General features: G+C 62.6%; 16 protein-coding genes. 4 read left to right on the top strand and 12 right to left on the bottom strand.

The window, feature by feature from the left end:
- Nucleotides 1-202: 202 nt before the first annotated feature.
- From K307_RS05460 to K307_RS05405, 12 genes are all read right to left on the bottom strand, one after another.
- Nucleotides 203-1,744, bottom strand: a complete 1,542-nt coding sequence (locus tag K307_RS05460; protein ID WP_042876826.1) for a 3-hydroxyacyl-CoA dehydrogenase — start codon at nt 1,742-1,744, stop codon at nt 203-205.
- Nucleotides 1,745-1,856: 112 nt separating this feature from the next.
- Nucleotides 1,857-2,846: an NADPH:quinone oxidoreductase family protein gene (locus K307_RS05455; protein WP_042876824.1), complete on the bottom strand. Its 990-nt coding sequence runs from the start codon at nt 2,844-2,846 to the stop codon at nt 1,857-1,859.
- 12 nt (nt 2,847-2,858) lie between these two features.
- Nucleotides 2,859-3,971: a CaiB/BaiF CoA transferase family protein gene (locus tag K307_RS05450; protein WP_042876822.1), complete on the bottom strand. Its 1,113-nt coding sequence runs from the start codon at nt 3,969-3,971 to the stop codon at nt 2,859-2,861.
- Nucleotides 3,956-4,633 carry a 3-hydroxyacyl-CoA dehydrogenase family protein gene (locus K307_RS05445; RefSeq protein ID WP_042876820.1) on the bottom strand — a complete coding sequence of 226 codons (678 nt, stop codon included), beginning with the start codon at nt 4,631-4,633 and terminating at the stop codon, nt 3,956-3,958. Before K307_RS05445 ends, K307_RS05450 begins: the two co-directional genes overlap by 16 nt.
- Before the next feature lies 1 nt (nt 4,634).
- Entirely contained in the window at nt 4,635-5,510 is an 876-nt protein-coding gene (locus tag K307_RS05440) for a 3-hydroxyacyl-CoA dehydrogenase family protein (protein ID WP_042876818.1), read from the bottom strand.
- Nucleotides 5,511-5,519: 9 nt separating this feature from the next.
- Complete coding sequence (locus K307_RS05435) at nt 5,520-6,686, bottom strand: acyl-CoA dehydrogenase family protein (protein WP_042876816.1); 1,167 nt, start codon at nt 6,684-6,686, stop codon at nt 5,520-5,522.
- 42 nt (nt 6,687-6,728) lie between these two features.
- Entirely contained in the window at nt 6,729-7,484 is a 756-nt protein-coding gene (locus K307_RS05430) for an SDR family NAD(P)-dependent oxidoreductase (RefSeq protein WP_042876814.1), read from the bottom strand.
- On the bottom strand, nt 7,477-8,247 hold the full coding sequence (locus K307_RS05425; protein ID WP_042876812.1) for an enoyl-CoA hydratase/isomerase family protein: 771 nt from the start codon (nt 8,245-8,247) through the stop codon (nt 7,477-7,479). The genes K307_RS05430 and K307_RS05425 overlap by 8 nt, the downstream gene beginning before the upstream one ends.
- Before the next feature lie 2 nt (nt 8,248-8,249).
- Nucleotides 8,250-9,932: a class I adenylate-forming enzyme family protein gene (locus K307_RS05420; protein WP_042881414.1), complete on the bottom strand. Its 1,683-nt coding sequence runs from the start codon at nt 9,930-9,932 to the stop codon at nt 8,250-8,252.
- 16 nt (nt 9,933-9,948) lie between these two features.
- The gene (locus K307_RS05415; protein ID WP_042876810.1) at nt 9,949-10,728 is read right to left on the bottom strand and encodes an enoyl-CoA hydratase-related protein; all 780 of its coding nucleotides are present in this window, start codon (nt 10,726-10,728) and stop codon (nt 9,949-9,951) included.
- Nucleotides 10,729-10,742: 14 nt separating this feature from the next.
- Nucleotides 10,743-11,972: a CaiB/BaiF CoA transferase family protein gene (locus K307_RS05410; RefSeq protein ID WP_042876808.1), complete on the bottom strand. Its 1,230-nt coding sequence runs from the start codon at nt 11,970-11,972 to the stop codon at nt 10,743-10,745.
- Between the two features lie 130 nt (nt 11,973-12,102).
- A complete protein-coding gene (locus tag K307_RS05405) occupies nt 12,103-12,690 on the bottom strand; it encodes a DUF2889 domain-containing protein (RefSeq protein ID WP_051974678.1) in 588 nt (195 codons plus the stop codon).
- Between the two features lie 369 nt (nt 12,691-13,059).
- On the opposite strand from K307_RS05405, the gene K307_RS05400 reads away from it, so the two are divergent.
- From K307_RS05400 to K307_RS05385, 4 genes are all read left to right on the top strand, one after another.
- Nucleotides 13,060-14,265: a CaiB/BaiF CoA transferase family protein gene (locus tag K307_RS05400; protein WP_042876806.1), complete on the top strand. Its 1,206-nt coding sequence runs from the start codon at nt 13,060-13,062 to the stop codon at nt 14,263-14,265.
- 330 nt (nt 14,266-14,595) lie between these two features.
- Nucleotides 14,596-16,008: a hypothetical protein gene (locus K307_RS05395; protein ID WP_230625509.1), complete on the top strand. Its 1,413-nt coding sequence runs from the start codon at nt 14,596-14,598 to the stop codon at nt 16,006-16,008.
- Entirely contained in the window at nt 16,005-17,405 is a 1,401-nt protein-coding gene (locus K307_RS05390) for an acyl-CoA reductase (protein ID WP_042876803.1), read from the top strand. The genes K307_RS05395 and K307_RS05390 overlap by 4 nt, the downstream gene beginning before the upstream one ends.
- A gap of 447 nt (nt 17,406-17,852) precedes the next feature.
- Complete coding sequence (locus K307_RS05385; RefSeq protein WP_042881407.1) at nt 17,853-19,025, top strand: porin; 1,173 nt, start codon at nt 17,853-17,855, stop codon at nt 19,023-19,025.
- The last annotated feature ends 112 nt before the right edge of the window (nt 19,026-19,137 follow it).

The raw sequence follows: 19,137 nt of genomic DNA, 5'->3' as shown, positions 1-19,137 counted from the left end.
GCCGTCAAGCACCCAAGGTAGGAGCCCGGTGCCCGAATGGGGCACGCCGGGATCTGTGCGGGGGGTACTGGGCAACTGGTATTCCTACCGCGATTTGGTCTACGCTTCAACTCCCGCGCGAGTCGGCCGCACAGGGGCGGAAGATCCAGCCGCGGGTGGGTTGGCCCTGGCAATGGGTGAAAGACGGGAGCCTCGTCCATAGTCATGCTTGGGTCGAAAGCAACGACATGCCGAGACCAGCACGGCGCCACAGCCACGGGCTCGGGCGGTAGCGCATGTCGCCGGTGAGCGCTTCCATGTTGCGCAGCGTCTCCAGCACCAGTTGCGAGCCGACCGCGTCGCCCAGTGCCAGCGGGCCCTTGGGATAGCCCAGGCCCAGGTTGACGGCCAGGTCGATGTCGGCCGGCGTGGCGATGCGCTGCTGCGCGATATCGCTGGCGATATTGATGATGCAGCAGAGGATGCGCTGCGCGACAAAGCCGGCCGAATCGCGGATCACCGTGACCGGCACGCCGTCGCTGGCGAACAGGCCGTGCGCGGCGTCACGGGCGGCGGCGCTGGTGGCCGGCGTGGTCATCAGCGTGCGGCGCTTGGTGGCCTCGAACGGCAGCAGCGTGTCGATGGCGACGGTACGGGCCGGGTCCAGGCCCTGTTGCAGCGCGCTGGTGGTGGCGTCCAGGCCCAGCGGCGTCACGATGATCAGTGCGTCGGCCGAGGGCTTGTTGCCGCCTTCCGGGGTCACGCCCAGCGCACCCAGCAGCTTGGTCACCATGGCATGGCCGCGCTCGCTGGCGTGGCTCACCCACACGCTCGACGGGCGCGCGGACGGCACCACGGCGGCGGCCGCCGGCACCTGCTTCTGGCCATCGGCGTAGCGGTAGAAGCCGGCGCCGGCCTTGCGGCCGATCAGCCCGCCGACCGCGCGGATCGCGGTGATCGGCGAGGGGCGGTAGCGCGGTTCCTGGTAGAACTGATTGTAGATCGATTCCATCACCGGGTGCGACACGTCCAGCCCGGTCAGGTCCATCAGCTCGAACGGGCCCATGCGGAAGCCGGCCTGCTCGCGCATGATGTTGTCGATGTCGGCGAACCCGGCCACGCCTTCCTGCGCGACCTTCAGGCCTTCGATATTCATGCCGCGGCCGGCATGGTTGACGATAAAGCCCGGCATGTCCTTGCAGCGCACCGGCGTATGGCCCATGCGGCGCGACAGCGCCATCAGCGCGTCGCCCACGGCGGTGTCGCCCGACAGGCCGTCGATGACCTCGACCACCTTCATCAGCGGCACGGGGTTGAAGAAGTGGTAGCCGGCGACGCGGCCCGGGTGCTTTGCGCCCACGGCGATCGCGGTGATCGACAGCGAGGAGGTATTCGAGGCGATGATGGCGTCCTCGCGCAGGATCGCTTCCAGCCTGGCGACCAGGTCGCGCTTGACTTCCAGCTTCTCGACGATGGCTTCAACCACCATGTCGCTGTTGGCCAGGTCCTCCAGCGCAGCGCACGGCTTGACGCGGGCCAGCGTGCCTTCGGCGTCGGCGGCGCTGATCTTGCCCTTGTCGGCGAGCTTGGCCAGCGTGTCCTGCAGGTACTGGCGGGCGGCCGCCACCGCTTGCGGGTTGGCGTCGTACAGGTTGACGGTCAGGCCAGCCTGGGCGGCGATCTGCGCGATGCCGCGGCCCATGGCGCCGGTGCCGACGACACCCAGCGTGTTAATGGTGATGATTGAGTAAGAAGTTGTGTTCATGATGTTCCGGAGAGCGGGGAAGGGTGGGGGATGCCGCAAAAACAGCGACAGCCGTGGGACATCCCACGGCTGCAGACGGGCATGGCATGCGCCCGGGATCGGTTGGCAGGTCTCAGTGCAGTGTCAGCACGTACTTGCCGGACACCTGTCCCGAGGCTAGCCGCGCCAGCGCTTCACCGGCGCGCGCGAGGGGCAGGGCGCTGGCGATCTTCGGCTTGAGCGCACCTTGCTGATACAGCCGGAAGATTTCCTGCTGAACGGCCAGCACCTTCTCCGGCTGGCGATCGCGATAGTCGCTCCATTGCAGGCCGCTGACGGCGATGTTCTTGACCAGCAGATAGTTCGCCTTGATCTCGGGAATGCGGCCTGCCGCGAAGCCGATGACCACGGCGCGCCCGCACCACGCCATCGCACGCAGTGCGGCATCGAAGACATCGCCGCCCAGGGTGTCGAGTACCACATCGGCGCCGTGGCCCGAGGTGGCATTGCGCACCTGCTCGCGCAGCGATTCGCGCAGGTCGGGGGTGGACAGATCGATCACCGCGTCGGCGCCTAGTTGCCGTGCCGCCTGCGCGTGTTCGGTGCCGCTGACGCCGGCCAGCGCGATGCCACCGAGGCCCTTGACGATCTGGATGGCCGCCGAGCCGACGCCGCCGGCAGCGCCAGTGACAAGCACGGTTTCGCCGGCACGGAATCCACCACGCTCCACCAGGGCAAAGTAGGCGGTCTGATAGACCAGGCCCATGGCGGCCGCGTCTTCGAACGGCATGACATCCGGGATACGGAAGCACGAATCGGCAGGCACGCTGACGAATTCGGCGAACGCGCCGTATTCCAGTTGCGCGACCACGCGGTCGCCAGGCTGGACATGGGTCACGTTGGCACCGACGGCCCGTACCACGCCGGCGGCATCCTTGCCCGGTGCGAACGGGCATTGCGGCAGGATCTGATACTTGCCCTGCACCACCAACACGTCGGGATAGTTGACCGCGGCGGCGCGCACTTCGACGAGCACGTCGCCGTCACCAACCTGCGGGTCGGGAAGGTCGCCGACGGTGACGGCATCTGGTGCATTGAATTCCTGAATAACGATGGCTTTCATGTCGGCTGGACCTCAACGATACAGAAGTTGGTTGTGCGCGCCCAGGGCCGGCGAGGCGGCCGTGCGATCCGGGCTGCGAAATGCGGCATCGACGGGCACCGGCAAGGCCGGCAGGGTCCCGCCCGCCGCGGTGGTGACGGAGCGGGCGAACAGGCCGCGTGCCTGGAAATGCGGGTCGTGCCGGGCTTCTTCCAGGCTGACGACACGGCTTGTGCAGACATCCTGTCCGGTGAAGCGGTCTTCCCAATAGGCAGCCGGATGCCGGGCAATGGCCGCCGCCACCGCCTCGATGGCCTGGTGTGGTGACATCCGCGCCAGCGCGGTGGCATCCAGCCCGACCAGCGCGACGAAGTTGTCCCAGAACTTGTCTTCCAGCGGCGCGGCGGCCAGGAAGGCCCCATCCGCGGTTCGGTAGACCTGGTAGCGCGGCGTGCCGCCTGTGACCAGCTCGGACGCCGGTGCCGGCCAGTTTCCCAGCGCACCATTGCCAAGCCCCCAGTACTGGAACGTAAAGAGGTTGTCGGCCATGGCCACATCCAGGTGAACGCCCTTGCCGGTCTGGTCGCGCTGACGCAATGCGAGCAGGATATTGATCATCGCCGGATAGGTGCCGCCGGCGATGTCAGCGATGAGGGCAGGCGGCAGGACCGGCGCACCATCGTTGCCCGCGGTCAGCGAAAGCGTGCCGGATGCCGCCACGTAATTCAGGTCATGCGCGGCTTCCGACGCGCGCGGGCCGTGCTGGCCGAAGCCAGTGATCGAGCAGTAGACCAGGCGCGGGTTGACTTCAGCCAACGCGGCGTAGCCCAAGCCCAGGCGATCCATGACGCCGGGACGGAACTGCTCGATCAGGACATCGGCCTCGCGGATCAGCGGCAGCAGCTGGATCAGCGCCTCCGGCGACTTCAGGTCGATGGCGACAGACAGCTTGCCGCGGTTGAGCAGCACGAAATTCGCGCTGTCGTCATCGACCTTCGGCTCGTACGAGCGCATTTCGTCGCCCCGGCCGGGGCGTTCGAACTTGATGACTTCGGCGCCCGCCTCCGCCAGCAGCAGCGAGCACAGCGGTCCGGGCAGCAGGGTGCTGAAGTCCAGCACCTTCACACCGGTCAGCGGTTGGCGCATGGCAATCCTCGCTCTACCCGTTCTTCGCGATCCGCGGCGACGCGCGCGCGCCGTGCCGGCGCGTAAGGCTCCTGGCCGAGGGCTTCGTGCAGCGCCTGGGTGACGCGGAAATGGTGCGCCAGGCCAGTGCGTTCCAGCAGCGAGATCGGGCCCTCCGGGTAGCCGAGGCCCAGGCACAAGGTCTTGTCCAGGTCATCGGCGCTGGCCAGCTTCTCGTCCAGGCGGCGCAACGCCGCGTTGAAGTACGGGCGGATCAGCCTGTCGACAATGCGGCCGGGAAAGTCATTGCAGACCGCGACAACCAGGCCTGCCGCCTGGAACACCGCCTTGGCGGCTTCGATCGCCGCAGGGTGCGTGCCCGGTTGCCTGACGAGCTCGACCAGCGGGCTCGGATCGGCGTCGCCCAGCCGGAAGCGGGCGAATCCAACCACATTGGAGCCTTCTTCCCCACGGTGCTCGCCCGTATGGGAACCCAGGCATTCGGTTCCCAGTTCAATGGCGACGAACGTGCGCGATTCGTGTCCTTCGCCCTTGTCGATTGCGCGTCCGGCGTCCATGCCCAGGTAGAACAGCCCTTCGCCATGCGGTGCGGCTTGATCGAGGAACGGGTGGGAAGTGGGAAAGGAACGGCTCTCGCCAGCTTTTACGATTTCGTAGCGCATATCAGGCTCCAAACATCTTGGTGTCGCCGTAGGCGTGGAAGCCCTGGCCGGTCTTCTTGCCCAGGCGCTTGGCGGCGATCATGCGGCGCACCAGCGGCGGGCAGGCGGCGCGTGGCTCGTGGGTCAGGCCATGCATGGCTTCGCACAGCAGTTTCTGGGTGTCCATGCCAACCAGGTCCAGCAACTCGAGCGGTCCCATCGGATAGCCCAGCGCAGTCTTGATGGCGGTGTCGATGCCGGCCGGCTCGGCGACGCCTTGTTCCACCAGCCGGATCGCATCGTTGTTGAACGGGATCAGGAAGTAGTTGAGGATGAATCCCGGCGTATCCTGCGTGGCCACCGGCTTTTGTCCCATTGCCTCGGCAAAGGCCCACGCTGTCTTGAAGGTCTCATCCGAGGTGGCCAGGCCAGGCGACATCTCGATCAGCTTCATCAGCTGCGCAGGCAGGCAGAAATGCATGCCAACGAAGCGGTCCGGCCGGCCGGAACCGCCAGCAATCTCGGTGATCGAGATCGTGGACGTATTCGACGCAAAGATCGTGGCCGGCGGGCAGACCTCATTGAGCTGGCCGAACAGCTGATGCTTGACCGCCAGATCCTCGAAGATGGCTTCGATGATGATGTCGCAACTGGCCAGCCCACTCAGTTCGGTGGTGCCCTCCCAACGAGACAGTGCCGCGACGGCGGCGCCGGCCGGCAGTTTGCCGCGCTCCTCAGACTTCTTCAGGAACGCTTCGGTCTGGCCGCGGGTGCGGTCCAGCGCCTCCTGCCGGGCATCGAACACGATGGTCTTGAAGCCCGCGCGGGCGGCAACGATGGCAATGCCCGCGCCCATGGTGCCGGCGCCCGCGACGCCGACGGTTTTGATGGTTGTCACATCCGTCTCCTATTTCTTCAGGAAGCTGCGCCCGATCAGCTGGCGGTGTACCTGGTTGGTTCCTTCCCAGATCTGGGTAATCTTGGCATCGCGCATCAGCCGTTCGACGCGGTAGTCGTTGCAGTAGCCATAGCCGCCGAACAGTTGCACGGCATCGGTGGTGATGCGCATGGCCGCATCGGTGGCGCGTTGCTTGAGCATCGAGGCTTCAATGCCGAAATCTCGGTCGCCGGCATCCACCATCTCGCCCACGCGCCAGAGCCACGATTCGCACAACGCCAGCTCCGTGGCCAGGTCTGCCAGCATGAACTGGATACCCTGGAACTCGAGGATCCGCTTGCCGGACTGGCGCCGCTCATTGATGTAGTCGACTGCATCCTCGAACGCCGCGCGCGCAATGCCCAGCGCGTGCGCCGCAACGCTGGGGCGCGAGCGGTTCAGCGAGCCGAACAGGATCTGCAGGCCCTCGCCGGGTGCGCCGATCAGGTTGGCGCGCGGCACGCGGCAGCCGTCGAAGGCCAGGCTGGCGGTGCTGGACGCGCGCGTGCCCATCTTGTGCTCGGTGCCGAGCACGCGCAGGCCCTCGGTGCCCGTTTCCAGAATCAGCACGGAGATGGCTGCCTTGGGATCGCTGATCTCTGACCATTTGCCGAACACCAAATACAGGTCGGCCACATCGCCGTTGGTGATAAAGGTCTTGCCGCCGTTGATGACGATGTCGTCGCCGTCCGGGGTAAAATTCGTGCGCATGCCGGTGGCATCCGATCCCGCCGAGGGCTCGGTGATGGCCAGCGACGCCAGCCCGCCGTCGGCGATGCGCGGCAACAGCCGGCTCTTCTGTTCTTCGCTGCCGTACTCGATCAGCGGCTTGATGGCGTGGAAATTCGTCGCCCAGACGATGCCGGTAGAGGCGCAAGCCTTGGAAATTTCCCGCACGCAAGCCAGGTAGCTGAGAAAGGACAGCTGCGCCCCGCCATACAGGTCGGGAATGAACATGGCGTTCAGGCCCAGCTCGTTGATGGCTTTCACGTTCTCCCAGGGAAACGCACCCGTGCGGTCATACTCGGCCGCGCGTGGCGCGATCTGGGTGTTGCAAAGCTCCTTGACGCTGTCCAGGAGCATGCGTTCCTCGGACGACAGCGACAGCCGCGCGTCCATCCGGTCCAGCATGTTCATGTCTTCCTCCGTTAGTGGGGCTGTGTAGCGACCGGGCGGTGGCTACAGCGCCATGCCCTGGCCGCCATCGACATAGAGCGTTTCGCCCGTCAGGAAGCGCCCGGGCAGCCGGAACAGCATGGCGGCAAGGTGTCCGATATCGTCAGACTGGCCGGGGCCTCCGACGGGGATGCGCTTCTTGAGAAATGCCTGGAGCGCGCCCTCGTTCAGTTCGCCACGGTTCAGGTCGGTCTCGATATAGCCGGGCGCGATATTGACGACCTGGATGCCGTCGCGCGCCCATTCGACAGCCAGGCAGCGCGAGATCGCGCCCACGGCAGCCTTGGACGCGCAATAGGCGGCATTGCTCCGCACGCCGAGCTTGTCGTAGAACGAGCCGATGTTGACGATCAGCGACGAGCCAGCCTCGCGCAGGTAGGGGTAGGCTACCTGGCTGGCAAGCAGGACAGAGGAGGCGTTGGTCTGCATCACGCGCTCGAAGTCTGCGATCGGGAACGACGCGGACGGGCCCTGCAGGTGGATGCCCGCGTTGTTGACCAGGCCGACGATCGGCTTGCCGAATAATGCAGGCACCTCGGCGAATGCCGCAGCGACGGAAGCGGCATCGGTGATATCGCAGCGCAGTGCCACCAACCGCTTCTGTGCATCGGCATCGAGCGAGCCGGCGTCAGGCAGTTCCCCCGAACGCGACAGGCAGGCCACGTGCAGGCCGATGCGCGCCAGTTCCACGGAAATGGAGGCACCGATGCCCCGGCTGCCGCCGGTCACGATGACGGCGCCCTGTGTGAGATCAGGCATCCTTGAACTCCGGTGTACGTTTCTCGGTAAAGGCGCGCATGCCCTCGACGGCGTCATCGGTCTGATAGGCCAGCGTGGACAGATCCGCTTCGATCTCGAGCCCGGCCTCGAGCGTGGTCGCCATGCCGCGGACCACTGCTTCGCGCGCGAACAGCGAAGCACAACGGCTATAGCCGATGAACTCGGACATGAAAGCCTTGCCCAGCTCCACGGGATCTCCGTCGGCCACCACTCGGTTCACCAGCCCGACGCGCTCGGACTCAATCGCATCGACCGTGCGTCCGGACATCACCATCTCCAGTGCCCGGCCTTCGCCAACCAGGCGGGGCAAGCGCTGCGTGCCACCGTAGCCCGGGATCAGGCCCAGCTTGATCTCCGGCAGGCCCATGCGGGCCTGAACCGTCGCGATCCGGAACGTGCAGGCCATGGCAAGCTCCAGCCCCCCGCCAAAGGCATACCCGTGCAATACAGCGACCGACGGAATCGGCAGCCTGGCCAGCTTGTCGAAGGTGCGTTGACCGAGCTGGGCGCCCTGGCGTTGCTGCATCAGGCTGCGGTCCATCAGCTCCTTGATGTCGGCACCGGCGCAGAACGCCTTCTGGCCTGCCCCGGTCACGATCAGCGCCCGGGCGTTGGAGGCCGCGACCTGATCGAGCGTGTAGGACAACGCTTCGATCATGGTGAACTGCAGCGCGTTGCGTGCTTCGGGCCGGTTGAGCGTGAGGATCGCGTACGCGCCGTCAAACTTGATGTCGATCGACATGGTCATGCTCCTGCCGTGGCGCGGGTCTTGTAGCGGACCGGCACCGGCTTCAGTTCGCCGCGCATGGTCATCTCGACCAGGTCGCGCTTCAGGATCTTGCCGCTTGGCGTCAGCGGGAACTGGTCCAAACCAAGGAAGTACTCCGGCATGTCATATTTGGACAGGCCGCAGCTGGCCAAATGTGCCAGTACGTCGTCGGGATCCAGGGCCCCTCCGGTGCGAATGATTACCGACAGGCACACTTTTTCGCCAAGGCGTTCATCCTGAATGGGGTATGCGGCGGCACGCTCAACCATCGGATGTCGCATGGCGAGCTCTTCGATGCGCGCGGGATGGATGTTGTGCCCGCCGCGAATAATCAGATCTTTTTTGCGTCCAACGATCGCGATGCAGCCATTCTCGTCAAGGATGCCCAGGTCCCCGCTCATGAACCAGGCATGGATGTTGAATGACGTTTCCGTCGCAACCTGATTGCTGAAGTAGCCAAGCATCAGCAAACCGCCGCGGCTGCCAATCTCGCCGATTTCTCCGACTTCTGCCTCGACGTCGGGGTTGTCCTGCTTCCACAGGCGGACCTCATAGCCCCGGCATGCCCACCCGCAGGTCGATACGATGGTGTCGGTCGAGTCGGTCGGCACCGTATAGTTGTGGGAGCCGTTTTCGGTCATGCCATAGACGTTCTGGGGCGTGACGCCAAGGCTCACGAATTTCTGTGCGACGTCCCGCGGGATGGCTGCGCCCGCCATGTAGAAGGTACGGACGTCGCCGAGCGATGCCATGTTCCGGTCGCGCACGGCCTGCAGGATGTCCATGGCATGGGTGGGAACACCCATGACGTAGGTCGCGCCGGTCTCAAGGATCCAGTCCAGCGCATGCTCGCCTGCGCGCAGGTTGGTCACGACGAGCTCCGCGCCACAGACGAGCACCTGTTCCAGTGCCACGGTGGCGATGTGATGGCTCATCGGGCTGAGCGTCAGCACGGTGGTGTCCGCGGTATGACCCCAGTCCTCGACCAGGGCGCGGCCGTTGGCCAGCAGCGTGTTGTCGCTGTGCATCACGCCCTTGGGCAGGCCGGTGGTGCCGGACGTAAAGGCCAGGTACACAATCTTGTCCGGGTTCAGGTCCGGCGTCGACAACGCGGAAGGGGGCAGGCGATCCGGGTACGGATGCGTGTCGGCGGGCAGGGTGAGGTCGCCATTGGCCTGGCCGGGCATGGCAAACATGGCGGCGAGCGTCGGAATATCGGCTGCACGGCCGAAGATCGAGTTGCGGTCCGAATCGGCGCCATAGCCGGGCATCGCGAACAGGGCGCGGCATTGGATGCGGTTCAGCAGCGTGCAGATCTCGTCGACCGTGTAGTTCTGGTGCAGCGAAGGGCAGCAGACGTAGCCATTGCGCGAGCAGGCCAGGAATACGATGGTGGCCTGCACGACGTTGGGCAGCCAGACGCCGACGCGGTCGCCGGGCTTCAGCCCTTGCTGGTGCAGTGCCTCGGCAACGCTGTCGACCCACTCGAGAACTTCCCGCCAAGTCAGGCGAACATCGGCGTCGCGCAGCGCGCAGGACGTTGGCCGTTCCCGGGCATGACGGCGGGCCAGAGTGTACAGCGTCTCGTGCTGCCAGATCCCGGACAGGTAGTAGTCTCGCGCATTCTGGGGATTGTGGAGCGTCAGAATGTTTTGCATGGTGATCACCCGCGCATCAATGGCCAAACTTGGTAGTGTCCGGCTTGCGGCGTTCCGCGAAGGCGACAGCGAGTTCGTCGTGCTCGGCCGAATCCAGGTAGCCGCGCAGCAGCAGGTCGTGAGCCATACGGGACAGGCCGCTCACGCCGCCGTGGCGCGCGTTGAAGGCGCTCTTCAGCGAGGCCAGTGCGAAGGCGCCGCGTTCGGCGACTTCGAGGGCATATTCGCGGGTCGCGGCAGCCAACTGGTCGTCGGGCACCACGCGATTGATCAGCCCGATCTCGAGCGCCTCGCGAGCTGTGATCTTGGGATTGCGGTACCAGATGTCCTTGGCGCGCTTCTTCCCGACCAGGTCTTCCAGGTACCAGGTACCGTAGCCTGCGTCGAAGCTCCCCACCATGGGGCCGACCTGACGAAAGATGGCGGACTCTTTTGCGATGGTCAAGTCGCACACCACCTGGAGCACGTTGCCCCCACCCACGGCGAAGCCGTTCACGGAAGCGATCACGGGCTTCTGAAGGCGGTCGATGCTTTCATACATCTCGAGGGTGGGCAGCACGCCGGCATAGAGCGTCGTGTCCTGCATGCCATCCTTGCGGCCACCGGTACAGAAGAACTTGTCGCCTGCACCGGTGATGACAATGACGCGCGTGCGCGTTTCGCGCCGGATGGAATTGATGCAGTCACGAATCTCGTGGCACATTCTTTCCGTGAACATGTTGCCGTCGTCAGGACGATTCAGCGTAATGGTGCCGATCGGGCCATCTTCTTCATAAAGAATTTCGTCGTAGGTCACGTTTTGTCTCCCTGTTAGATGATTTCGGAATCAACTAGCCCGGCGATGCACGAAGATGACATCGATAGGCGTTCACTGAGAATTCGCTCAGAATCCTGCCCCAATGCCGGCGGTGGGTTGCGAACGGCATGACTTTGGCCGTCGAAACGAATGCCCAAGCCGACCTGCGGAATCAGCCCTTCCGGACCCTGTATTGCGAAGAACAGCCCCTCTTCCTGAAAGATCGGATCGGCTGCCAACTGCTCGATGGTGTTTATCGGCCCTGCTGGAATGCGGTGTTGCTCAAATAGCGAGAGCCAGTCTGCGCGCGTGCGTCCAGCGAGGATGTCTGCGATGGTCGCTACAATGCGCTCCCTCGCATTGCGTCGCTTGGCATTTGATTCCAGGCCGGATTGTTCGCCATATTCGGGTCGTCCAACGGCAGCCCAAAAACGTCTCCAGATGGCATCGTTACCCAGGCCCAGCGTAATCGGCTCGTCGGCTGTGTCGAAGACCTGATAGATTGCAATCACCGAGTCGCGCCCGGCAGAACGCCGCTGCAAGTCCCCAGAACCAAGGTATGGCACCATCTTTGGAGCCATGAAGCGTACTGAGCTTGCTACCATCGAAACGTCAATCTGCTTGCCTGTACCGGTGCGCTGCCTTTCATAAAGGGCCGCTAGCGTGGCCATTGCCGCGTCCTGACCTGCGAGAAGGTCTGACGCAGGCGTGCCAACCTTTTGTGGTGGCCCTGACGCCTCGCCGGTAAGGTCCATGATCCCGGCATAGCCCTCCGCGATGAGGTCGTAGCAGGGCAACTCGGCGCGTGGTCCTTGCAGCCCGAATCCGGTAATGGAGACGTGAATGATCGACCGGTTCAGTGCGCTGAGCGTCTCGTAGTCGACGCCCAGCTTCTTTTGCACTACAGCACTGGTGTTCAGCACCACCACGTCACTGGCCTTGACAAGCTCTTGAAGCACCTTTCGCCCCTCAGGGCGCAACAGGTCGATGGTGATACTGGTCTTGTTGCGATTTACGCTTAGGAACCACAGGGACTCGCCATCCAAGAAGGGAGGTCCCCATGCGCGCGTGTCGTCTCCTGTGATGCGTTTTTCGACTTTTGTTACCTCGGCTCCCAAGTCGGCCAGAAGCTGCGTACAGTAAGGGCCGGCAACCGAGGTGGTCAGATCGAGTACGCTGACTCCTTGCAGGAGGGAAAGGCCGGCGGACAGTGGCTGAAATGGGAGTGTATTTAGGACATTCATTGATTGAGGGTGTGTCAGTGTTGGTCCTGGGCTTTACGTATTTGCAGCGATGTTGATGTGGGAGCGGTTGTTAAATGGATGAATATCCGGTTTCTCGAGCATCGAGTCTCTACATTGCGGAAACGAGCTTTCAGCCGCCCTGGCATCCCTCTCCCTGAGGTTGCCGGAAGCCGTCTGTTTGCGCCACCCGGTAAAATTCCGGCTGATGCCGCTTCATCACCGGTCCGCTGAAATCCCACGAAATGCACTGGCCAAGGTGCCTGGGCGGCTGGGTCGGGTCGGCTCCGATGTTGCGAGCGGATGCAACGGTCTGGTAGGCCGCGGTGCCAATACCTTGCAGCAGTTCGCGAAGGTGCGTGCAGCCGAGGGTGCCACCCATCGCTTGATCGATGGCCTTGCGCCAGCCTCGTGCCAGCTTCTGGCCCACCAACCCCTGCACAGGTGAGGCAGCGGGGAGACATTCGGCAAATGGTGTCTCGGGCATCTCGGCATGGGCCTCGACGACGGTCAACGTCTGGTCGACGGAGATGCGCACTTTCATTTGGTGTACGGCGGCCCCTGGGGGCTGTAGACCCTTGTCGCGTGAGACCCACTCGGTTTCCTTGATGTCCAGTAATTCCCCTTCGATATCCCAGAGACCGTCGTCACGGCGCCATCCGCGATACGTGATCCGCCGCGTGTGAGCCGCGGAGCGCGGCTTGGGTTCAGGAATGGGCATGAGTGTCTCCAATGTTCCGGGTGGTCTGCTTAGACCATACGTCCGTTCTGCTGCAACCCCTCGTCACCTAATCCAGCTTGGCTTCTTGAAGGCGAGAAAGCTCTAACCCGGCACGCAGTCCGCGATTCGCCTAGACGGTCGGGCGGGGTGAAGGAAGTGAAGCTCTGCCTCATTGCACAGCTTGCGTCGAAGCAGCCTGTATTCGTTTCGCATGAGGCTCAACTGAACACCGGGCCAGGCCGTTCGGCGTCGAAGGCGATCACGTCACAGCAGTCATAGATGAACATCGATTCTCGCTTTAGGCCTTGGTAACTTTCGATCTATCGTAATAAGATATAACAGCTATGTCAATCACGAAAGGAGCGAGCAATGAACAAGTCCCACGGAGGTCCTCTCGCTGGTGTGCGTGTCATCGAACTCGGCACCATGATCGCGGGTCCATTTTCAGCAACGCTGCTGGCCGACTTCGGCGCAGAGGTGATCAAGATCGAGCAGCCCGGTGCCGGCGATCCGATGCGGCAGATCGGCCCCTTCTCGCACGGCGAAAGCCTTTGGTGGAACGTCGAAGCGCGCAGCAAGCGGTCCATGACGCTGGACCTGCACACGGAAGACGGCCGCGAGATCCTGCGCGGACTCGCCAGCAAGGCCGACGTGCTGATTGAGAACTTCCGCCCCGGCACCATGGAGCGCTGGGGCCTGGGTTGGGAGACGCTGTCGGAAATCAATCCCAGGCTGGTGATGTGCAGCATCTCCGGCTACGGCCAGACCGGGCCGTATTCGCAGCGGCCGGCGTACGACAGGATGGCACAGGCGTTCGCCGGCATCCTCAACGTCACCGGCTTCCCCGACCGGCCGCCCGTGCGGCCGGGAGTGGCTATCGCCGATTACGGCACCGCGGTATTCGCCGCTTTCGCAATCATGATGGCGATCTACCACCGCGATGCACGCGGCGGCAAGGGCCAGCACATCGACACGGCGATGTACGAGGCGATGTTCCGCCTCACCGATAACATGCTGACTTGCTACGATCGCCTGGGCACCACGCGTTCGCGCTCAGGCAACTTTAATCGCAACGCGGCGCCCGGCGATCACTTCCTGACTGCCGACAACCGCTACCTGGTTATCACGGTGTCCAGCGATGCGCTTTTCGCCCGGCTGTGCGGCTGCATGGGCCAGCCAGAACTGGTCACCGATCCCCGCTTTTGCACGCACGATGCGCGTGCGGAGCGGCTGCCCGAGATCAACGGCATCGTGGGCGACTGGGTGCGCGCACTGACCGCGCAGGAAGCCTGCGCGAGGCTCGATGCCGGTCAGCAGCCGTATTCGCTGATCTACAACATCGAGGAGATCGCCAAGGACCCGCACTACGAAGCGCGCGGCTCGATCGCCACATTGGACCACCCACGGCTTGGGCCGCTCAAGATGCAAGGCGTTGCACCACGGCTGCTCGGCACGCCTGCGCCCGCGATCCGGCCGGCGCCGGAACTCGGCGAGGCCACCGAGGACGTGCTGCTGAACCTGCTCGGAAAGACCATCGCAGAAGTAGAACGCCTGCGTGCGGCAGGCGTGGTCTGAGGGTCGCTGGCCTGTTTCCGGCGGCGATCCCCTTTATCGACCGAGCCACGGTCAGGCCTGCGCGGACGCAGTGCCGGTAGCAAGGGTTTCTACGCAGTATCGCACGGCTCGACTTATATTGGATAACTGCTATGCTTGGAACAGATCGGCAGGGGTTGCGAACCCGGATATTGCGTAACGAACGAAGGGTGCCTCGTCGGCATTGGCCAGAGCGAATACGCAAGCTGGGGCCATCCGGGGTGACCACCCAAGTCATCGCGGCACTGAAGGCGATACATAGCTCAAGCAAGATTTAACACAATGCGACCAGCGAGTCGTGAGGAGACACGAATGGAAATTCAGGTAGATAAGCATGAGAAGGAGAACTCATCGGTCGATACTTCCGGGCTGACACCCTTGTGCAATCGGCTCGTCGACATGAGTCATGATCCTGATTACGCATTCAACTTGCCCGCTCCCGAGCTGCAATCCATGCGCCTTGCTGCCGCACAGGAACTATTTGCAGTCCGTCGGGAACAAATTGCGGCGCTTCGCAAGCGTGCGGATGAGGCTGGCATCCAGCGTATCGAGTCATTTGATGATCTAGTGCCGCTTCTGTTCGCGCACACCATCTACAAATCCTATCCACAGGAGCTGATTGAAAAAGGGCGCTGGGGGCCATTGCTGAAGTGGCTCCAGACACTCTCCGCGACTGATGTATCGAACGTCGATCTCAAAGATGTGCGAGATGTGGATGACTGGATCGAACGTCTCTGGGCTGCCGGCCACGCAGTATTGTGCACTAGCGGCAGCAGCGGAAAGGTATCGTTCCTCAACCACACAATGAAGGATCGTGCACGCAAGACGCGCCATATGAAGTACACGCTGGGTTGGCCATTCACCAAGGCCAACCCGGGTCGCGCGGTGTTCTGGTTGGGTCCGATGAAGGGGCGTAACAGTGCCGTGGAAATGGGTATTACCAATGAAGAGAACTGGGGCAGCCCGGGTGGCACCTATGCTCTTGACGAACAGCCTTTGCTCATCTCCGAAGTCAGCGCAACTGCCGCAATGCGCAGGAAGCTGGCGGATGGCACCGCATTACCGGACGAAATTGAAGCGTTTGAGCGCAAGCAGAAAGATAAGGCCGATGCGGCGGCGGACGAGTTGCTTCGACTCGCCGACAAGATACTTGATATGCGCCATCAGCCGATGTTCATCTTTGGTCTATGGGCCCAGCATTTGATGATCCGAGACCGTGCACGTGAACGTGGTATTCCCGATGGGGATTTTCACCCAGACACCGTGCTGTTTCCGGGTGGAGGGATCAAGGGCCTGAACATTCCAGCCGATTATCGTGAGCAGGTTAGTGCGTTCTACGGGCCAGTGATACAAGTTGGCGTTTACGGCATGACCGAGATGGCGCAATTGATGCCGCGCTGTGAGGCGAAGCACTACCATGTCCCGCCCGGATTGATTTTGCTGATGCTTGACGGTACCGGTCAGCGCCTGCTCACCGAGAAGGATGCTGTCGATGGCAAGATCACTGGCAGGGTAGGCTTCCTCGACCTGCTTTACGAAGGGCGCTGGGGTGGATTGATCACGGGCGATAAAGCCACGATGGATCTGGGCCATACGTGTCCATGCGGACGGCCAGGTCCGACGCTGCTGGACACCGTATCGCGCTACGCCCCGGTTGGGGAAGAAGACCATATCGGCTGCGCCGGCACGATCGACGCCTATGTTCGCGGAGGGCTCCCGGCATGAATATCGAATCTGCAAGCCTGCCTGTATCAGTAGGGCATATCATCAAGGGAGCGTTTATCGAAGGGGGTAGCCAGGTCTATGGACCGCCCCACGCGCGCTTCGCGACGCCGGAACTGGTACTGAATGATCTTGTGTGGAAGCGATCAGAACCTGGACCGGCATTCGAAACCCCGCTCTCTGAAATCATTGACGTGCTGGCCGAGACCGGCAAGTTCCTGGCCTCTGATCCGGACGGACTGGTCGCAGAAGCGCTTGAGCAAGCCGCAAAAACCAGCCCGTTACCGTATCCGGTGCTCAAGCGCTCCTTTGCGTTGCTGCCGACGCAGTTTGATCGGGCACAGTTGGAATATCAGGTGGAGAGGGAGTTTGGCGGTGCTGACATCCTTGACGGGTGGCGGCAGATGCCGAACCCACCATCGGGCAGGAGCCACCGGGTCCGGGCCTATCCGCCAAGAATCGTGCATATCATCGCCGGCAACGCGCCGTTGGCTGCGGCACTGACGGTCGCATGGGCCGCGCTCACCAAGGGTGTGCATTTGCTGAAGCTGCCGTCAAACGATCTGTTCACCGCTACCATGTTGATCCGCGCAATCTCGTCGGTGGCACCCGGACATCCCGTAGCACGTTCGTTTTCTGCCGCTTACTGGCGCGGCGGCGACGAACGCGTCGAGGGGGCGTTGTTTCGCCCGCAGTATTTCGACAAGCTGGCGGCCTGGGGCGGTGACCAGACCCTTAGAAGCGCAAAGAACTATATTGGGCCAGGCTTTGAACTCGTTGCCTTCGATCCCAAGACATCGATCTCGATGATCGGCAAGGAAGCTTTTGAATCCGATGCGGTGCTGACATCCGTTGCCGACCTGGCTGCAACCGACGCGACACTGATCGAGCAGCAAGCGTGTGCGTCGAGCAGATACCAGTTCGTTGAGGGCACTGTCGAGCAGGTCGACCGCTACTGCGCCAAGCTAATCGAGAGGATGGGTGTCGAACGGCCGTTCTGCACGCCGGAAGGGCGCCCTTTGCCGAGCAGCATGCGCGAGGAGGTCGAAGGATTGCGCGGTATGGATGACTTCTACCGCGTATGGGGTGACTACAACGGTTCCGGGGTCGTGATCCGCTCGGAGGATCCGGTTGGGTTCCATCCTGATGGCCGCGTGGTGAATGTGGTTGCGGTCCCTAGCCTGGCAGATGCTCTTCAATACGTAACCCTGGCCACGCAGACAGTCGGTATCTACCCGCCAGGGCGTAAGGCCGAATTGCGCAATGCCCTTGCGTGTGCCGGAGTGCAGCGTGTAGTTGATATCGGCAACGCTGGTGGTGTCGAACGCGGGCTGCCCCATGACGGCTTTTATCCGCTTCAGCGTTTTGTGCGGTGGGTAAACGACGAGGGCGGATTGTAAAAGCACTTGGTCAGCCATAACTCTGTGCGTAAGTGATTTTCCTGGCGGCCCGGCGGGCGCCAGGAAATGCGTCCCGGTTTTCAATTTCCGATTCGACGGCGGGTTGGTGCGTATCGCCGACGCTTCCTTGATTCGAATACGCATCAAGGATAGTTCTGCTGAAAGTCAAGGTCATTCAAGATACCGTGGCAAGCGCACGCTATTGATTTCGGCAGTGGAATCGGTAATTGTCCTGGATCTTGTCGCGAGCAGAGGGTTCGGACCTTCTGTCCAGTTTCAGCTGTAAGAAGATCCTATTCCATCGTCGAATTACGTAACTTATTTTTCCAATGAAATGACTGCGTAAACGAATTCATTGAATTATTTAAAAAGATCGGCCGACATGGAATGGAGGCTATTGACGGTTCCTGCGTGCCGACAACGATTCTAGAGGGGAGACAGATGGGCATGAGGAAATCACTGATTCTGCTGGCAGGGCTGAGCGCATCGGCTGGTACAGCGCAGGCGCAGTCGAGCGTCACTCTGTACGGCGTGCTTGACACGCCGATCGAGTACGTCAATAACATCGCCAGCGGCCCGCCGACTGTTAATCCCGTCACCGGGACCATCACGCAGCAGCCTGGTGGCAAGCGCTTCTCACTTCAAACCACCGGCGGCATGGTTGGTTCGCGTTGGGGGCTCCGCGGTGCCGAAGACCTGGGCGGTGGCGTGCAAGCTCTGTTTGTGCTGGAGAGCGGTTTCGGCGCCGACGACGGAAAATCGCAGCAGGGTGCGCGCCTGTTCGGTCGTCAGGCGTATGTCGGCCTGCGGAGCGCACAATTCGGTGCACTGACTTTCGGCCGCCAATACACATCCATCTTCGACGCGTTTTCGAACTTCGGCCCGCTCACTCTCGCACCATTGTATGAACCCTTGGTGACCCAGTTAGGCTCCAACTTCCGCGAGGACAATACCGCGAAGTACACCGGCGTCTTCGGCGGTCTCACTGTCGTCGCTCACTGGAGCTTCGGCGCCGGGGTCGGGGCGCTCGCTACGGCGCCCCTGGCTAGTGGCGGCGCGGGTGAAAGCGCTGGCCATATCCGCGACAACTCCGCCTATGGTGCAAGTTTGATGTATGCCTCCGGCCCATTCGGCGTGGCCATCGGGTACGACCAGTGGAACCCTGCATTTACAGCAGGCAACTCCGGGAGCGCCAGGAAGGCGATCGCCGCCGCGAGCTATGTCGTTGGTCCGGTCAAGCTCTTCGCGGGCTACCGCTGGGGGCAGAACAAGGATGCGCCTGGCAATACGTTGGTACGTGACGACTACTACTGGGTTGGCGCGAAATACGATGCCACTAGTGCGCTCAGCCTGAGTCTGGGGTACTACTACGACGACCTGAAGACAGTGCGTTTAGGCTCCGCGGCACCAGCCGTCAACCCGGCTAACCCGTGGCAAATCAGCTTTACCACAGATTACAACTTGTCCAAGCGCACCGACGTCTATTTCACCACGGCCTACTCAAGGAACGCCGGCCTGAATTTCGACACCAGCGCCAACGGCTTCGCGAACGGCTACTTCCTGGCTCAGGGCAGCATCAGTCAGTACGGCGCGGCTGTCGGCATTCGCCACAGGTTCTGATCGCTGAAAGCTATCTCCAGCGTAGTTGGGGTTTTAGTTGCCAAGCCTTGTGATAGCCGTTTCGTAGCAACAACGGCGACGGCGGTCGACCGCCGCCATGGAAATTTTTACA

The sequence above is a fragment of the Cupriavidus necator A5-1 genome (assembly GCF_000744095.1).
Classification (GTDB): Bacteria; Pseudomonadota; Gammaproteobacteria; order Burkholderiales; family Burkholderiaceae; genus Cupriavidus; species Cupriavidus necator_A.
Note: the sequence above shows the minus strand (reverse complement) of the source record. Positions and strands in the feature narration are given on the sequence as shown.